The organism is Arthrobacter sp. B1I2 (genome assembly GCF_030816485.1).
Classification (GTDB): Bacteria; Actinomycetota; Actinomycetes; order Actinomycetales; family Micrococcaceae; genus Arthrobacter.
Window position 1 is genome coordinate 185,691 of the sequence record NZ_JAUSYC010000002.1, and the last position, 17,339, is coordinate 203,029.

General features: G+C 59.2%; 13 protein-coding genes and 1 pseudogene. 11 read left to right on the plus strand and 3 right to left on the minus strand.

What is annotated here, in order from left to right:
- Positions 1 to 33: 33 nt before the first annotated feature.
- The 8 genes from QFZ57_RS20790 (at position 34) to QFZ57_RS20825 (ending at position 11,940) form a co-directional block, all read left to right on the plus strand.
- Entirely contained in the window at positions 34 to 1,125 is a 1,092-nt protein-coding gene (locus QFZ57_RS20790; protein ID WP_306637131.1) for a mandelate racemase/muconate lactonizing enzyme family protein, read from the plus strand.
- A gap of 909 nt (positions 1,126 to 2,034) precedes the next feature.
- Complete coding sequence (locus QFZ57_RS20795; protein WP_306637129.1) at positions 2,035 to 2,976, plus strand: ABC transporter permease; 942 nt, start codon at positions 2,035 to 2,037, stop codon at positions 2,974 to 2,976.
- Positions 2,977 to 3,047: 71 nt separating this feature from the next.
- Positions 3,048 to 4,760, plus strand: a complete 1,713-nt coding sequence (locus QFZ57_RS20800) for a dipeptide/oligopeptide/nickel ABC transporter permease/ATP-binding protein (RefSeq protein WP_306901801.1) — start codon at positions 3,048 to 3,050, stop codon at positions 4,758 to 4,760.
- Positions 4,757 to 5,617 carry an ATP-binding cassette domain-containing protein gene (locus QFZ57_RS20805; RefSeq protein ID WP_306901803.1) on the plus strand — a complete coding sequence of 287 codons (861 nt, stop codon included), beginning with the start codon at positions 4,757 to 4,759 and terminating at the stop codon, positions 5,615 to 5,617. The genes QFZ57_RS20800 and QFZ57_RS20805 overlap by 4 nt, the downstream gene beginning before the upstream one ends.
- A 36-nt stretch (positions 5,618 to 5,653) precedes the next feature.
- Positions 5,654 to 7,729, plus strand: a complete 2,076-nt coding sequence (locus QFZ57_RS20810; protein WP_306901805.1) for an alpha-amylase family protein — start codon at positions 5,654 to 5,656, stop codon at positions 7,727 to 7,729.
- 80 nt (positions 7,730 to 7,809) lie between these two features.
- The gene (locus QFZ57_RS20815) at positions 7,810 to 9,291 is read left to right on the plus strand and encodes an FAD-binding oxidoreductase (protein WP_306901806.1); all 1,482 of its coding nucleotides are present in this window, start codon (positions 7,810 to 7,812) and stop codon (positions 9,289 to 9,291) included.
- The gene (locus QFZ57_RS20820) at positions 9,288 to 11,495 is read left to right on the plus strand and encodes a malate synthase G (protein ID WP_306901807.1); all 2,208 of its coding nucleotides are present in this window, start codon (positions 9,288 to 9,290) and stop codon (positions 11,493 to 11,495) included. Before QFZ57_RS20815 ends, QFZ57_RS20820 begins: the two co-directional genes overlap by 4 nt.
- 1 nt (position 11,496) lies before the next feature.
- On the plus strand, positions 11,497 to 11,940 hold the full coding sequence (locus tag QFZ57_RS20825; protein WP_306901808.1) for a GlcG/HbpS family heme-binding protein: 444 nt from the start codon (positions 11,497 to 11,499) through the stop codon (positions 11,938 to 11,940).
- Between the two features lie 246 nt (positions 11,941 to 12,186).
- Here the strand turns inward: QFZ57_RS20825 and QFZ57_RS20830 are convergent, their stop codons facing one another.
- Positions 12,187 to 13,164, minus strand: coding sequence for a LacI family DNA-binding transcriptional regulator (locus QFZ57_RS20830; protein ID WP_306901809.1), 978 nt, complete (start codon positions 13,162 to 13,164; stop codon positions 12,187 to 12,189).
- A gap of 354 nt (positions 13,165 to 13,518) precedes the next feature.
- Here QFZ57_RS20830 and QFZ57_RS21665 point away from each other — a divergent pair.
- A pseudogene (locus QFZ57_RS21665) lies at positions 13,519 to 13,689 on the plus strand (LacI family DNA-binding transcriptional regulator); the annotation flags it as partial.
- Between the two features lie 21 nt (positions 13,690 to 13,710).
- Positions 13,711 to 14,553, plus strand: coding sequence for a LacI family DNA-binding transcriptional regulator (locus QFZ57_RS20835; RefSeq protein ID WP_306901810.1), 843 nt, complete (start codon positions 13,711 to 13,713; stop codon positions 14,551 to 14,553).
- 300 nt (positions 14,554 to 14,853) lie between these two features.
- On the opposite strand, the gene QFZ57_RS20840 is transcribed toward QFZ57_RS20835, so the two are convergent.
- A complete protein-coding gene (locus tag QFZ57_RS20840; RefSeq protein ID WP_306901811.1) occupies positions 14,854 to 15,144 on the minus strand; it encodes a hypothetical protein in 291 nt (96 codons plus the stop codon).
- 54 nt (positions 15,145 to 15,198) lie between these two features.
- The gene (locus QFZ57_RS20845; protein WP_306901912.1) at positions 15,199 to 15,786 is read right to left on the minus strand and encodes a TetR family transcriptional regulator; all 588 of its coding nucleotides are present in this window, start codon (positions 15,784 to 15,786) and stop codon (positions 15,199 to 15,201) included.
- A gap of 84 nt (positions 15,787 to 15,870) precedes the next feature.
- Here QFZ57_RS20845 and QFZ57_RS20850 point away from each other — a divergent pair, with 84 nt between their 5' ends.
- Entirely contained in the window at positions 15,871 to 17,328 is a 1,458-nt protein-coding gene (locus QFZ57_RS20850) for an MFS transporter (protein ID WP_306901812.1), read from the plus strand.
- Positions 17,329 to 17,339: the final 11 nt, after the last annotated feature.

The following is a 17,339-nucleotide window of genomic DNA, read 5'->3' on the forward strand; positions in this document are numbered from 1 at the left end:
GTGTCGGGTTTACTGCAATGAAGGAGCGCTTTCGTGAAGATCACCAGCATCGAGACATTCAGTCGTGGGCCACTGCTAGCAGTCGTCCGAGTAAGGACGGACGATGGCGCAGAGGGGTGGGGGCAGACATCCCCGTACTCAGCGGATGCCACCGTTCAGCTTCTCCATTCGTACGTAGCCCCGTTCTTCATTGGGCGGGACCCTTGGGACTGGGAAGCACTGGTTGACATGTTTACCCGTAAGAGCTACAAGCACCACGGGAGCACCCTGTGGCGTGCACTGTGCGGGATCGATACGGCTGTCTATGACTTGCTGGGCAAAGTGACGAACCGCCCCGTATACCAACTCTTGGGTGGGGGAGTCCGGACCACATTGCCAGTGTATGGCTCGTCGATGAGCAGAAAGACGACCCCGGAAGAGGAGGCCGACAGAATGCTCGCCCTCACAGAATCACATGGGTTTAAGGCCTTCAAGGTCCGGATTGCAGACGTGATGGGACAAGACCGGGACGCATGGCCTGGGAGAAGCAAGAAGCTCGTTCACACCGTGCGGAATGTCCTTGGACCCGACGTTGTACTGCACGCCGATGCCAACGGAGGGTACAGCGTTCCCGAGGCAATTCGAATGGGTCGGCTCCTGGAAGACCTTGACTTCGGGCACTTTGAAGAACCATGCCCCTACTACGAACTCGAATCAACGGCTGAAGTGGCACGAGTCCTGGACATACCCGTCGCCGCAGGTGAGCAGGACAGTGTTTTGCCCCAGTTTCACCGCATGATCGAGGGTCGCGCAGTGGATATCGTCCAGCCGGACGTCGGTTACGTGGGAGGTATGGCGCGGACCAAGAAAATAGCACAGATGGCTGAAGCAGCAGGGGTTGTGACTACCCCGCACTGCGCCAACCAGTCCATGATTCAGCTGTTCTCACTTCACTTAGCGGCCTCCCAGCCGTCGGCGACAGCATTTCAGGAGTGGAGCATAGAGACAATTCCCTACTTCGAGGATATTTTCAGCCCGCTTCCCGCCGTACAGGACGGTGCAGTCATTCTTGGCGACGAGCCTGGATGGGGGGTCGACATCTTGCCCGACTTCATAAAGTCGGCAGAGAGGTCGCTTACCACCTGACTTAGGCGGTCCGACACTACGCGTCCCCGGGTGAAGGCCCCCCTATGGTTTCCGTTGGTGGCACGCTTCATGCCGGTCTCTGCATGAGTTATCACATGGTGACAGGAAGGGCAGACCCACCCGATTGACTAAGACCAGCCGCGCGGGGATTGGGACCCCGGTGCGGCTGCCTGCTCAAAGAACCCGGGAGCCCGTAGGGAGTCAATGAAGGTCTGCGGAGCTCTCGGTCACATCCCTCCAAGTCAACTAATCCACGCCTGATCTCCGCCGTCGAGATTTCAGCTGCCGTATAGCAGGGGACTCACCACAGGTACCGGCCTGGTGCTAGACCTTTGAGGACGCCGGCCGTCGGGCTCTTGACGCTCATGCAAGCAAAAGCGGTCGAACAAGCCAGTAATAGGGGCTCAATAGCATACTGCGCGCATTTCAACCGGTTGCCAAACCTGTTCGGGGAGCGCCGCGTCCCACTCTGCCGGCCCCGGCGCTAGTCGCCTGTAAATCCAGTAAAGAGCCGCAGTTCGGCGCCGAAGAGATATTTCAGTGGCGCCTGGATCGATGACGGCAAGCGGTTGTCATCCTCCTGCTGGCATGCTTTACTCGAGTGACGAGGATTACCTCGTACCGTGAGGCCGGACACCGCCGGTACTCGGTAAGCGGGAATAGTAGAGGCAATCGACATAGGGGTCAGGATGTCCGGAGGATTTTGGTCGCCGCAACGTCGCCGTTCGGGATCTGCGCCCTTCACAGGGCTTGAATTGGTCGTTGTCCGGGCCTGCGTGTCTCTACTTACTGGCCGATGGGCACCCACATCCCTGGTGATTTTTCGGCTGCCCAAGGCACTGCTGCCTTTAGCTGAACACGGGTCGGGCGTACGTCCGGACTTTCCCGTTCTATCTGATTAAGGTTCCAATGACTTCCTATATTCTTCGCAGGTTGGCAACCGGCATTATTCTCGCGGTCCTCGTGACTTTGATTACGTTCTGGTTGCTGAGCTTTTCATTTGATGGCGTCGTGGCCAATATTCTTGGACCCGCGTCGTCTGTCGACGCAGTTCACGCACTTAAGAGTGAACTCGGGTTGGACCGCCCACTGCTGATTCAGTACTTTGAATGGCTTTGGGGCGTGCTACGGGGTGATTTTGGCGTCTCGTACTTCACCAGTGAGTCGGTACAGAAGGCTGTTTCGGTCCGGCTGGGCGTGACACTTTCCATCGTGCTGGTGGCTCTTGCCCTAACAGTCGTCGTCAGCGTTTTTCTTGGCGTCCTGGCTGCTTCTCGGGCTGGCGCTGTCGACCGACTCGCCCAGGGTACGTCGCTCCTGGGAAACCTGTTGCCAACCCTCCTGATCGCGATCGGGCTGGTCGTGGTGTTTGCGCTCAACTTGCGCTGGCTTCCCGCCACTGGGTTCACTGCCTTTTCTGAGGATCCCAGACGCTGGGCTGCATCCATCACCATTCCGGTCATAGTGCTGGTCATCAACGGGGTGGCAAACATGTCGGCGCAAATTCGCGGAACCATGATCGGTGAACTTCAAAAGGATTACGTCCGAACGCTCCGCACCAGGGGAATTCCGGCATGGTCAATCGTTTATCGCCACGCCTTGCGCAACGCTGCTGCGCCCGCTCTTGTTGTCCTCTCCCTGGAGTTCATCTCGATGTTTGGCGGCGCTTTGATCATTGAGAATGTCTTCGCTCTGCCCGGTTTCGGCTCATTCGCCTTCAATTCCTCGCTCCAAGGGGACATCCCAGTGATCATGGGAGTCACTGTCTTCAGCGTCATGCTCGTCGTATCCGTCAATCTGCTGACCGACATCGCTAACGGTTGGCTCAACCCGAAAGCGAGGCTCTTTTGAGCACCGAAGTAGCCCTCCTCGAGACGGACGTGACAGAGGCCGCCTCACACCGTTCCCCTTTTCGAAGGCTGGTGAGGGACCCGCAGGCGATTATTACAGCTGCTTTCCTGTTCATCGTTCTTACATTGGGGTTGCTCGCGCCGTTTATCACCCAGCACGGTCCCAACGATTCATCCCTCAACGCTGTCAACGCCGATATCGGAACGCCGGGATATCTTTTGGGAGGTGACCAGAGTGGACGAGACATCTTTTCCCGCCTGGTCCATTCCATCAACACCGGCACCATCTCAGCACTCATCGGCACGAGCATGGCATGCCTTGTTGGCCTGACATTCGGGCTGGTCGGCGGGTACTTCGGCGGACGGATTCGGACCGCGATCGAGTGGGTCTTCAACCTGATCATGACCTTCCCCGGCCTGCTGCTTCTCATCGTGCTAATGCCACTGACCAAGGGTGACTTCCGCGCGACAATGTTGATCTTCGGTGCCCTTCTTGCGCCCTCGATCTACCGCATAGTCCGGAACGTCACTGCTGGCGTCAAGAATGAGCTCTATGTAGACGCCGCACGTGTTGCCGGCCTGTCGACCCTTAGGATTCTCGGCCGGCATGTAATGCCGGTCGTACGTGGGCCGGTCATCATTTCGGCCGCATTCCTCATGGGCTCTTCCATCAATCTTCAGTCCGGGTTGGCTTTTCTCGGTGTGGGTTCCACAGAGGTTCCCAGCTTTGGGTCCATGATCTCGGCCGGCTTTCTGAACTTCTATGTCCACCCCACACAGTTCCTTTGGCCAGCCCTGCTGCTTGGAGCGATAACTGCGTCCCTGGTCCTCCTCGGAAATTCCCTGCGAGATGCACTTGAAGGTGCAAGACCAAAAGCTGCAAAGCTGGACAGTGCAAGAGTTCGTTCCCGTGGCGTCGACCTCAGCGAGGGGAACAGCGACGAGTCCAACCTGCTCCACATAAAAGACCTCCAGATGGAGTACCCAACCCCGAACGGGAAGCCGAAGCAGGTGCTGAAGGGGGTATCGCTGAAACTGAAGGCCGGAGAGACTTTGGGTCTGGTCGGCGAGTCAGGTTCAGGCAAGACCCAGACCGCCTTTTCTGCCCTCGGCGTCCTCCCTCCCGAGGGGGTCATAACCGCAGGGTCAGTGCTGCTGGATGGACGAGAACTGTTAGGCCTTCGTGAACGGGAGCTCCGGGAGATCCGAGGCAAAGATATCGCCTACATCCCGCAGGAGCCCATGTCCAACCTCGATCCTTCATTCACTGTCGGCGCCCAACTAGTTGAGGGCATTCGGGTTGCCTCCGGCATGACCAGAGCGGAAGCGAAGAAGCGAGCCCTTGAACTCATGGAGCGAGTAGGTATTCCTAATAGTCAGCGGACGTTTGGCCTCTACCCACACCAGATTTCGGGCGGGATGGCCCAACGTGTACTTATCGCTGGAGCCGTGGCCTGCAAGCCCAGGCTGCTGATTGCCGATGAACCTACAACGGCCCTGGACGTAACCATCCAGGCTGAGATCCTGGACCTTCTCCGTGACCTGCAGCAGGAGATGGGAATGGCAATCCTCCTCGTGACCCACAACTTCGGCGTCGTTGCAGATATTTGTGACCGCATTGCCGTAATGCGCGAGGGCCTCATCGTAGAGGAAGGCGACGTCATGCAGGTCTTCCACCACCCCAACCACCCGTACACACAGAAGCTTCTCAACTCGATTCTCGATGAAAGCCATCTGCGTGAAGACCTTACGTCTTTGGTGACTACCAGTAAGGAGCAGAAATGACCGCAGACACACTCCTTGAAGTGAACGAGCTTCGGGTTGCATTCCCAGGTCATGGCCTGCGCAGGAAGCTGCACGAAGTCCTTCACGGCGTCTCACTTTCCATCGCCCCGGGCGAAGTTCTGGGACTCGTCGGCGAATCAGGTTCAGGCAAGACCACTATCGGCCGCGCCGTACTTGGGCTCGTTAAGCCGTCCGGTGGGACCATCACCTTTCAGGGTGAGGACATCACATACGCCAGCCCCAGCCGCAGGCGCGCCCTCGCCCGGGACATTCAGGTGGTATTTCAGGATCCCTATTCCTCCCTGAATCCTGCACTGACCATCGGCGACATCCTCACGGAACCCTTGGTCGTTCAGGGGGCCACCCGCACTGAAGCCCGAAGTAGAGTGCGCGGGTTGCTGAACCAGGTTGAACTGCCAGCGGATGCGGCTGAGCGACTGCCCCGCGAATTCAGCGGTGGGCAGCGTCAACGCATTGCCATAGCCCGGGCCCTCGCACCGGAACCAAAGCTCATCATTTGCGATGAGCCGGTTTCGGCGTTGGATCTGTCGACCCAGGCAACGGTTCTTCGCCTGCTCCTCGAAATCCAGCAGCAGACAGGTGTTGCCTGCCTGTTCGTTTCACACGACCTGGCGGTGGTTCGGTACGTAAGCCATCGAGTTTCCGTGATCTACAAGGGTGACATCGTGGAAACTGGCCCTGCAGGGCAGGTCACATCGTCTCCGGCGCACCCGTACACAAAGAGTCTGTTGCTCGCGGCCCCCATCGCCGATCCCGTGGAACAGAAACGACGCCGGCTTGAAAGACTGCGGCTGGCAGCAGAGCAAAGTGCCCTCAAGCCAGTAGCAGTGTCTTGAACAACCACCGCAACCGAGCTTTCCAGTAAGGGCACGATGCTAGAAGAATTGAACACCTATGAGCGTGACCTGCCCACGGACAGCAGCTGGCGTAAGCCCTTCAACGCTCTCCAAACCAATCTGCAGGAAATAGATGCAGCCATGGATGCTGCGGCAGCAGCAGATGCTGTTGTCGACTATGGAGCCGATACCTGGGTTGTAAATGCCGGTGGAATCATGTCCTTCTATCCGACGAACCTCCCGTTCCAAACCCGGAACCCATTGTTGGCGCAGCGCCCTTCAGGGGACCTCTTTGGCGACGCGGTCAAGGCCGGCAAGGCGCGGGGACTGAAAGTAATTGCCCGCTTCGATATGTCCAAGGTCTCTCCGCGACTGGCCCGTGAAAACCCCGAATGGCTTTACCGTTCCGCAGAAGGGAAACCTCAGATCTACAACACGCTGTACAGCGTGTGCCCCTCGGGGGACTACTATCAATCGCGTACTTTTGACGTTCTGGACGAAGTCCTCGACCGTTACGACGTTGACGGAGTATTTTTCAACTGGTTCAACTTCAATGTCCGCGACTATGACGAAGTAGTCCATGGTCCCTGCCATTGTGAAGCATGCCGTAAGGGTTTCGCCCTTTATAGCGGAGGGGGTGAACTGCCGGCCGATGCGGCCTCGGAAACCTTCGGTTTATGGCGGCGCTACACGGAACAGACACTCAAACAGCTGACGGCAAGGATTGTGGACCACCTCGCTGCACGCGGCCAGCACACGGGCGTTCTCCTACGCGAGGGAGCCCCCATGGTCTATCTGGAAGGCAACAGCGCCTTCAAGTCCATGCCCGGTAAGGAGCTTTGGCCGCACGCGACCGCCGAAGCTGTCAGCGCCCACGTCACCTCGCGGCCAAACGCCGCTGTCATGGTGAACTGCGTAGCGTTCACCGATTCCTCGCACCGACTCGGCTCCGAACAGCCTGAGCACTTCGCGCAGTATGTAATCCAGACGATAGCGCGTGGAGGAAACCCGTCGGTCTACTACTTTGGCTCCCCCGGGCGGCTGCCAACGCAATGGACTACCTCGCACGCCAGGGAGATCATGAGGTTCCGCCAGCAGAATTCAAAGGTGTACGAAGGACTTCACCCTGCTGCCGAAATCGCGCTGGTCCGGCCAAGCTACTCGTCCGTGACTCAGGGCAACTATTGGGAACTCGTGGAGGAATTCAGGGGCCTTTACCTCTCCCTGCTGGAAGCCAATCTCCCCTTCGATGTGCTGCCGGTCGGTGACTTGGCCAATCTGGCGGCCAGGGAAGGACTCACGAGGTACAGCCTCCTGGTCGTCCCGGACATGGGAAATCTGGGCTCAGCCGCAACTGCAATCGACGAATACGTCGCGGGCGGCGGCAACCTCATGTCCACCGGTTCGGCCGGAATCGGCCGCGACGGGAACCTCGAGCTGGCCAGCAGCCTGGCGCTCCAGGCGTTGACCCCCGCCCTCACGGGGAATGAGCTTCGCTCAACCTACGTGACCGATAAGCCACAACCCAGGATTGCGGACTACCACTACAACGGCCCTCTGCTGCCGCTCTTCGGCCGTTACCAACGATGCATTTGGAAGCCGGGAAGCATATCCTCAGGATTCGTCCTGCCGCAGGCACCCTTTGGTCCGCCCGAACTGGCGTATGGACACCAAGGCAGCAGTGACCCGGCCTACGTCAGAGGACCGCACGGCAAGGGTGAAGTTCTTCACGTACCCTGGACCATCGGACGCACTTACCGGGAATTCGGTAAAACGGATGTCAGGGATCACTTCATCACCTTGGTGAAGACGTTGGTCAAACCCGAATTGACGGCGGAGCTGCATGACAGCATCGAAATGATCACGGGGACCAACGATCATGGCAGGGTCGTTCATCTGATCAACCACTCCGGCATCCGCAGACGCGTCTACGGCCCGCACCTCCCCTACAGCGGCGGACTCCTGCGACTGCACGGGGCCGCAGCAGCAAAGCCGACGGTTACGGCCCTCGTGGCCGGCACTCCTCTGAGAAACCGCGTCGACGGAGAAGATGTGCTGATCGAGCTGCCTACGGTCGAACTCTTCGAAGTTCTCCAATTCACCAAACGATGACAACTTCCTTTGGCCGCCCCGCCCGGGATGAGCAACTTCAATTCTTGCCCTAGGAACATAAGCAGAAGGAGCGCGACCACGTGTCACACGCTACCGATCTACACGATGCTGACCTGCCGGGTCTCGCATCCGTAGCAGCCCAACAACTTGATGCCCGTGGCCGACGGATCATCGACGAACTCGCCTCGATGCTGCCGGCCGAAGCTATCATTACTGATCCAGGGGCCATGGGGGCCTATCAGCAGGACCGAGCTGTCGACCCCAACGCGGGCATGCCAGTGGCCGTTGTGCTCCCACTCACCACTGAGCACGTCCAAGTAGCCGTTCAGTGGGCGGCCGAGCGCAACGTTCCCGTGGTTCCAAGAGGCGCAGGCACCGGGCTTTCAGGAGGCGCCACCGCTATCACTGGCGGGATAGTTCTCAGTACCGAACGGATGCGGAGCATCACTGTCGATCCGGTTACCCGCACCGCAGTAGTGCAGCCAGGCCTTCTCAACGTTGAAGTGAAGGCCGCTGCCGCCGCTGAGGGCCTGTGGTACCCGCCGGACCCTGCTTCGTACGAGATCTGCACCATCGGAGGAAACGCAGCCACCAATGCCGGTGGCCTGTGCTGCGTCAAGTACGGCGTTACGTCTGACTACATCCTGGGCATGGAAGTCGTCATGGCTGATGGGCGTGTCGTGCGCATTGGTGGTCCTCGCCTGAAAGACGTAGCAGGGCTGTCCATGCTCAAACTTTTTGTCGGCAGCGAGGGAACCCTCGGCATCATCACCGAGCTCACCTTGCGGCTCCTGCCCCCAGCACCGCCTGAACGGACAGTAGTCGGCTGGTTTTCCAGCAGCCGGGAAGCTGCAGCCGCGATCCTGGGCATCGCCTCAAGCATCCGTCCCTCAATGCTCGAGTACATGGACGCCACATCCATCAACGCAGTCGAAGACGTCCTTGAAATGGGATTGCATCGGCATGCGTCTGCGCTTGTCGTGGCACGCTCAGACGACCAAAGTCCAAGCGGCGCCGAAATAGCCACCATGCTCAATGCGTTCCATCGTCACGGCGCGTTCGATGCCTTCGAAGTGGCCGACCGGCAGGAAGGTGAACGCTTCGCCAACGCCCGCCGAATCGCCATCCCCGCAGTTGAACGAATGGGGACTCTGCTGCTTGAAGACGTGGGAGTCTCCATCCCCCGGCTTGCAGAACTCACTCTTGGGGTGGAGAAAATCGCGAAGTCCCGTGATGTAGTCATTGCATTCATTGCCCATGCCGGAGACGGCAACACCCATCCACTGATTGTCTTCAACCCGGACGACGATGACATGAAGGAGCGCGCCTACCTCGCGTACGGCGAAGTCATGGACCTGGCCATTCAACTCGGCGGGACGATTACGGGCGAACACGGCGTCGGAAGGCTCAAGCAGCCTTGGCTTGTCGACCAGATCGGAGAGGACCTGCTCGAGATCTCCCATAACGTAAAAAAGGCCCTCGACCCGGCAGGAATCCTGAACCCGGGTACCATATTCGCGGCCTCAGGCAATACCACCAATGCAGGGAAAGGCCGGCCATGATGGAACGGAAAGAACGCGTTCAAGCAGGAGGGCTTTTCGTAGATGCGGAACTGCATCGTTTCGTTGAAGAGGAAGTCCTTCCCGACTCGGGTATTGAAGCAGAGCAGTTCTGGACAGGTTTTTCTCAGATCGTCAGTGATCTGACACCGAAAAACCGCGAACTACTTGCCCGGCGTGACGAGCTGCAGGCGCAGATAGACCAATGGCATGTGAGAAACCCCGCCCCGTTCGATACGAACGCATACACGGCCTTCCTTGAAACCATCGGCTACATCCTGCCGGAGCCAGAGGACGTGCATGTGGTAACTGCGGGAGTAGAGCCGGAAGTGGCCATCGTTGCAGGCCCTCAGCTGGTTGTCCCCGTCTCCAACGCCCGCTACGCCCTCAATGCCGCAAACGCCCGCTGGGGCTCTCTTTACGATGCCCTATACGGCACCGACGCATTAGCTCCCGTCACAGAATCCAAGGGATTCGACCCAGCACGCGGCCAGACGGTGGTGTCCCACGTCCGTCGTCTGCTGGACGAATTTTTCCCCTTGACCACGGGTAGTCACACCCATTCGGCGGGATACAGTGTGCAGGACGGGGCATTGACGGTAGAGCTGCCAGATGGGGCATTCAGCGGTCTAGTCCGGCCTGAACTTTTCGTAGGTTACCGGGGCGAGGCCAGCTCCCCCTCGGCAATCCTTCTACGCCATCATGGGCTTCACCTTGAGATTGTCATCGACCCCTCCACAGAAGTGGGACGGGCGGATGCGGCAGGCATCTCCGACGTCCTTCTGGAATCGGCCCTCACGACGATCATCGACTTCGAGGATTCAGTATCCGCTGTGGACGCTGAGGATAAGGTCCTGTGTTACCGGAATTGGCTGGGGCTAAATCGCGGTGACTTGACGGATACTTTCGAAAAACGCGGCAACGTTGTTGTACGCCGTCTTGAAGCGGACCGGGTGTACACGGCAGCAAACGGTGCCGGAGAGATTACTGTTCCGGGACGCGCGCTTCTTTTCGTCCGTAATGTCGGACACCTCATGAGTACGGACGCTGTGCTCGATGCCAGGGGCGACGAGATTGGCGAAGGCATCATGGACGCGGTACTCACTACGCTGACCGCACTGCCCGGGCGGGATTCCTCCAATCCCCTGCGGAACGGGTCCGAAGGATCCATCTACATCGTCAAACCGAAAATGCACGGCCCCGAAGAGGTGGCGTTCACGGTCGAACTCTTCAGGCGGGTCGAGGAGCTCTTTGGACTGCCCGCAAACACCCTTAAGCTCGGCCTCATGGATGAGGAACGGCGAACCAGCATTAACTTGAAGGCTTGCATAGCGGAGGCCAGGGAACGCCTGGTCTTTATCAACACCGGTTTCCTTGACCGATCCGGCGATGAAATACACACATCAATGCACGCCGGGCCGATCGTCCGCAAAGCGGAGTTGCGGAATCAGGCCTGGATTGAGGCCTATGAGGACCAAAACGTCGACATCGGGGTAGAGGCCGGCATGCCCGGACGCGGCCAAATCGGCAAGGGCATGTGGGCGATGCCCGACCTCATGGCGGCGATGCTGGAACAGAAAGTCGCCCACCCCCTTGCGGGCGCCACCACGGCGTGGGTACCGTCCCCCACTGCAGCGACACTTCATGCCATCCACTACCACCGTGTGGATGTTGCTGCGCGGCAACGCGAAGTTACCGCAGGCGGTCGGCGGAGCGCCGTGCCGATTCTTCTGACACTCCCGATCGTGGTCAACCCAGCGTGGTCGCAGGCCGAACGCCAGGAGGAACTGGATAACAACATGCAATCGTTGTTGGGATACGTTGTCCGCTGGATCGACCAAGGAGTGGGATGTTCCAAGGTGCCGGACATCCATGACGTGGCGCTCATGGAGGACCGGGCGACCCTGCGCATATCGAGCCAGCACATCGCTAACTGGCTCCGCCATGGAGTCATTAGCGACGAGGACGTAAACGGAAGCCTTCAGCGGATGGCCGCCGTCGTGGACGCCCAAAACGCCGCGGACCCACTGTACCGCCCCATGCTCCCCAACACCGACGACAGCATCGCTTTCCGATGCGCTGCCGACCTCGTGTTTGAAGGGAGTCAGCAACCCAACGGCTATACGGAACCTCTCCTGCATGAGCGGCGAAGGGAAGCCAAAGCGAAGCTCAACGGGGCAAGACTACCCCTGCCGCGAAACTACTAATTTGGCCAAGGAGAACACCATGCAAGACTACGTTGAATCATTCGCAGTGAGCTATCCAGCAGCCGCCCGCGCTGTTTCCCTCGCCTTGGAAGAAGGGCAACGTCAGGGCGTCCTGGTCGCAGTGACCGTCGTTGATCCCACGATGGGCCTTGTCGCCTTCGGTCGAGCAGACGGTTCCATGCCCCACAGTGTCGAAACTTCCCGGCGCAAGGCGAACACCGCGGCATCCTCCAGGAGGCCCAGCGGATGGATGCAAGGAGACTTTGCACTCACCCTTCCCATGGGCACGGACAACCTGCTCACAAATATCCGCGGTGGCTTTCCCATAACATTCGACGGGCGTCATCTGGGAGGTCTGGGCGTCGCCGGAGGAACCCCAGACCAGGACGCCGAGATCGGCCTCGCAGTCTTGAAAGCACTTCGCAGTGAGGTGCAAGCGGTCTAGTTCTCCTGATGCGGGGGGAGACGCTGACGCCAACCACTCCTTGGCTTCGGCGGACGGCTTTCGGCCAGAGGATCCAGACGAGCGTTAGAGCGGAGAAAACTCACTCCCACATCAGGGGAGGTAGTTGGTTGTGGCGCTCCTTCGAATGTCACACCTGACCACTGCCGTTTGGGGCCCTGACCCGGTCGATCACGGGTCCCGAAATTTGCTTTGAGTGGGCCCCTGCACCACCTTTGACGTTGCCCTCTAATTCCGCCGAGAAGGGCCCGTGGACTTTCGAATAATGAGGCCAGTGGCAAGATCAGACGGGACCTCCTCATCGATCCCCTTCAAGGTTGATACGAGGCGCCGGAAGGCATTCTCCCCTGCCTCTCCCAGTGGAGTCCGAATTGAGGTCAGGGACGGCGCAGTGAACTCCGAGACAAAAATATCATCGAAGCCGACGATGCTAAGCTCCTCTGGCACGGCGATGCCGGCATCCTCACATGCTGTCAGCAAACCAATCGCCATCACATCATTGAAGGTAAGCACTGCCGTAACGCCGGAGGCCCGAACCCGTCTGAGCCCCTCCGCCCCACCTTCAAAAGTCGGGCTGCTTGGTCCGATCTCGACGACGCTCATCCCGCACTGCAGCGCTTCGTCCATAATGGTTTCCCATCGCCACTTACTCATCCAGGATGTTGCTGGACCCGAAAGAAAAGCGACGGACCTGTGACCGTAGCTGACGAGATGGTTGATGGCAGCTTTGATGCCTGGGGTGATATCCGGGACAACATGAGGAACCGATGCGATGGTCCGGTTGACCAGCACCACAGGTTTGCGTTCGGCGAACCGGAGAATATCTTCGTCCTTCAACCGCGCTCCAACCAGCACAAGACCGTCAACGAGGCTTAGAAGTCGTTCAACTGCCTGGGCCTCCAGACCCGGTACTTCCTGCGACTCTGCCAGGACGAGGGTATATCCCTCCGCCGAGGCAACTCTCCCGGCTCCCCGGACCAGATTAAAGTAGACCGGATTTGTGATGTCCGACAAAAGGAGTCCCAAGGTCCCTGTTCGTCCAGTCGGCAGTGCCCGAGCCAGCGGATTGATACGGAAATTCAATGCTGCAGCAGCATCGCGTATGCGCTTTGCTGTTGCCGCGCTGACCCGTTCGGGCCTGCTAAACACCCGGGATACAGTCGAAGGGCTGACACCGGCCTCCTTGGCGATGTCGTAGATAGTCACCGGGTGCTTTCGACTACCGGGCTGAAGGACTTCTACGCCCGTGTCCTCTTGGCTCACTTCTTTCCCTTCGTCATCCCCTAGCCAGACTAAGGCCGTGGGCAAGAAAACATCGTTTCAACCGGTTGCAATATCTCAAAATTACAGCTTGCCCGCGCGTGGGGCGTCATTGCCATAACAGACACCAACCCAAGTTTGCTTTCCGAGCTGTCAGCGAGCGGACCCGGATTGCCCCGGGAACCCGGCTGGTCTGATACCGGTTGCCGCCATTCCTGACTCGACGTGGCCGTGGGCAGCTTCTCTTGTGGAATCATGAGGGTATGTTCTACGCCCACCACCCTCGGGATACGTGAAGCCATGTCCCCGGAGCAAGAGCCTGCCTCCACCACAGCTGCCAGACCAGCTGCGACAATTTACGACATTGCCCGCACGACGGGGTTCAGCCCTTCCACAGTCTCCCGCGCCCTTCACAAACCCGGCCGTGTGGGGCCAACGACAGAAAAGGCCGTCCGCGCTGCAGCCGAATCCCTGGGCTATCAAATCAACCCTATGGCTCGTTTTGTCACGACCGGCCGAACCGGGACGGTTGCTCTCGTATTGTCCGACATCACCAATCCTGTGTTCTTTGACCTGGTGCGAGGAGCGGAACGGACAACTGCCCTAGAAGGGCAAACGCTGGTCGTGGCTGAGACGCAAGGATCAAGCGTTATTGAGCAGGAAACAGTTGACAGATTACTGCCCACAGTCGATGGCATCATCCTCGCGTCCTCCAGGTTGGATAAGGATCAAATTCGTAACCTGAGTGAACAGAAGAACATAGTCCTCGTAAATCGAAATGTGGACGCCGTACCCTGTGTCCTACCACAACTGCAGCCCGGAATTCGCGAAGCTGTGAATCACCTCGCCGGACTCGGTCATACATCCTTGGCCTTTCTCCCGGGACCCACCGCCATTTGGATGAGTCGCCAGCGGTTAAAACTGCTACAGGAGGAAGTAGCCCGGGTCGGAATGTCCCTCGTGGCCACAAGCCCTGCAGAACCAACCATGGAAGGCGGCCGCAAAGCACTCGCTGAAGTCCTGGATACGGGCGCAACTGCAGTCATCGCCTACACCGACCTCATGGCGATCGGTCTCCTACTTGCCTGCAAAGACGAGAAGATTCCCGTCCCCGGCAAGCTAAGCATCATAGGCTTCGATGACGTTTTTGGTTCACGCTTCACATCGCCACCTCTCACCACGATACGCACACCCCTCGCCCTGATGGGTGAAGAAGCAGTTCGGCGATTGACCGCGGAAAATTCTGAAGAGATCACGCTCCCCAGCGGAATGCTCCAAACCGAGTTCGTACTTCGCAAATCTAGCGGTCCATCTCCTCAAGCAGCCCAGAGCTGAAGGCACCAAAACTCCCCTATTCATGTCTCAGTCGTGCACCATGCTGGACCAGAACGTAAAAGCGCCAACTTGAAGGCCAAGAACTGGACGGGTCTTCGCCGACATGGGCCCCGGGGAATCATGTCAAGATGCCCGCCTGGGCTGACTCGTGGAATCATTTGATTTTGCCCGGATAGTTGGCTGGGCTTTCGGACCTTGTTTGGCTGTCGTCACGGCCAGGAGCTCCGCACACAGGGCCTGAACCTGGCGCTGGATGGCGGCCGGATTCAGGGGTTAGTTTTCCTGTTTCAGCCGGGGCCTTTACTCCCGGGCTACGGTGCCGGTGTCGGCCAGCACGCGTTGGAACGGGGTCGCGGGCCGGTCGTAAGTCTTGCTGATCTTCGCCCCGGTCCGGACTTTCGCAACGAGTTTCTGCTGCGCCCCGAAGTGGTTCGTCAGCAGCCACTGTAGTGCCCAGCTCCGGTTCAGCAGCTCCAACTCGCCAGCGGTGTCATAACGGTGGTAGCCGACGGTCTGGCGGACGATGTGCCAGTTCTTCTGCTCCACGTGGGCCCCGTCGTTCTTGTAAGTTTCCCCGGAACTCGTCGACACCCTTGTGAAGGAAGCGAACGACGGCCTGATCAGTGACAGCTTGCTCCAGCCCGTTTAGCGCTTTTCATGGTCCTGGCAGGCCGTTTCAAGCCGCTCGAAGATGTCGTTGACGATCGTGCGGAAGTCAGCGTCTTCCCGGGGCGTCCATTCCTCCCAGGCGATATCGACGGCGGCGAGGCCGGCAGTGGCCAGCACGCGGGCCGAAAGGTCATCGTCCATGTGTTTAGAAAGGGCGGCGGAAAGGGCGTCCGTATTCGCTGCCCGTCGCTCCCGAAGCCGCGATTTCAGAGCGGGTTCACTGGCAATCAGCCGGAGCCTAGCGCGTAGGCTTTCAGGCTCTTGAGTGGCAGCCTGCACGACAGGTTCGATCGCGGCGCGTAGGAGTCCCCAACCGCTGGAACGCTGCCCCGCCGGCATCGCCTCGATGCCTGCCAGATAGTCAATCTTGGCGCTTTCGACCGATGCGACAACCACATCTTCCTTGCTGCCGAAGTAACGGAAGAACGTAGCACGCGAGATCCCTACCGCCCGGGCGGCATCATCGACCGTCACTGCCGCATACCCGCGTTCGATGAACACCGCGAGTATGGCCGTCGCCAGTTCCGCCTTGACCAGCTCGCGGGTTCTCTCCCGTATTCCCATCTTCACGGTCCTAGTATAAAGTGCGAGACGCAGTATCACTAAAGAGTCTACATCTCAGTTTCTTTCGTCACCTTAGGGATCCCCATGGCCACAGCTACTATCGAACCGCCTGCCGCCCGTACATCTGCCCGTCCGAACCTTGTCATTGCTGTGCTGGCGTTCGCGGGCATGAGTGCTTCGTTCATGCAGACCATCCTTATTCCTATCCAGGCGAAGCTTCCCGAACTGCTGAATGCCGGCCGGGATGACACTGCCTGGGTCATCACGGTCACGCTTCTGGTGTCCGCGATCTGCACCCCTGTGTCCGGAAAACTCGGCGACATGTACGGCAAACGGCTTGTCGCCGTCGTGCTGCTCTCCCTGCTCATCACGGGATCCGTCATCTCCGCGCTCTCCCCCACGGTCGTACCGCTGATTATCGGCCGCGGCCTGCAGGGCACTGGGATGGGTGTGGTCCCGCTTGGCATCGCGATCCTCCGGGACACCCTGCCCAGGGAGCGCCTTGGTTCGGCGATCGCCCTGGTGAGCGCAACTCTCGGGGTTGGCGGAGCGCTTGGACTACCGATCAGTGCCCTGGTCACCGAAAACTTTGACTGGCACGTCCTCTTCTGGGTCGCAGCGGGCCTGGGAGCTGTTGCCCTGACCGCCTACCTGCTTGTCGTTCCTGCAGGCAACGGTAGCCTTCATGGCCGTTTTGATTTCTTCGGCGCGATCGGACTCGCCATTGGCCTGGCCGGGTTGCTGCTGGCCGTGTCACAAGGCAACGAATGGGGGTGGACCAGCATACCGACCCTCACGTGGCTCGGTGTAGGCGTTATCGGGCTTATCGCGTGGGGCTGGTACGAGCTGCACCAAAGCAACCCCCTTGTTGATTTGCGGGTTAGTGCCCGAGGGGCAGTCTTGATGACCAATCTCGCCTCGATCGCCATGGGCTTCGCCCTTTTCTCCTCCAGCATTGTCTTTCCGCAACTTCTCCAGATGCCGGAAGGGGCCGGCGGACTTGGTCTTACTCTGCTTAACGCTAGTTTGATCCTCATGCCGTCCGGCCTTGCCATGCTCGCGATGTCGCCCGTTGCCGGGCGGATTGAGCGTCAGGTCGGACCAAAACCGCTGCTGGTCGCCGGGGCCGTCATCATCTCGGCCGCTTATCTCGCGGCCGTCCTGCTTGACCTGAACATGTGGCTGGTCCTCGTTATCAACGCGGTCATCGGTGTCGGCATCGGGCTTGGCTACGCGGCGATGCCCACCCTCATCATTCAGGCGGTTCCACTTAATGAGACAGGCGCTGCGAACGGCCTTAACACCCTGATGCGCGCGCTCGGGACCAGTATCGCGGCAGCAGTAATCGCTGCCGTCCTGGCGAACTCCGCAAACAAAACGGCAACGGGTTCGGTTCCCTCCGAATCGGGTTTCGAACTTGCCTTGCTCTTTGGACTTGGGGCGGCCCTCCTGTGTGCCATCTTGGCCGGCCTCATCCCCAAACCAAAACCCGCTGTCGCCGAGGAACCCGCACTTCCAGAAGGCGTCCTCCCGCCTTCGTAACTACGGCAAAT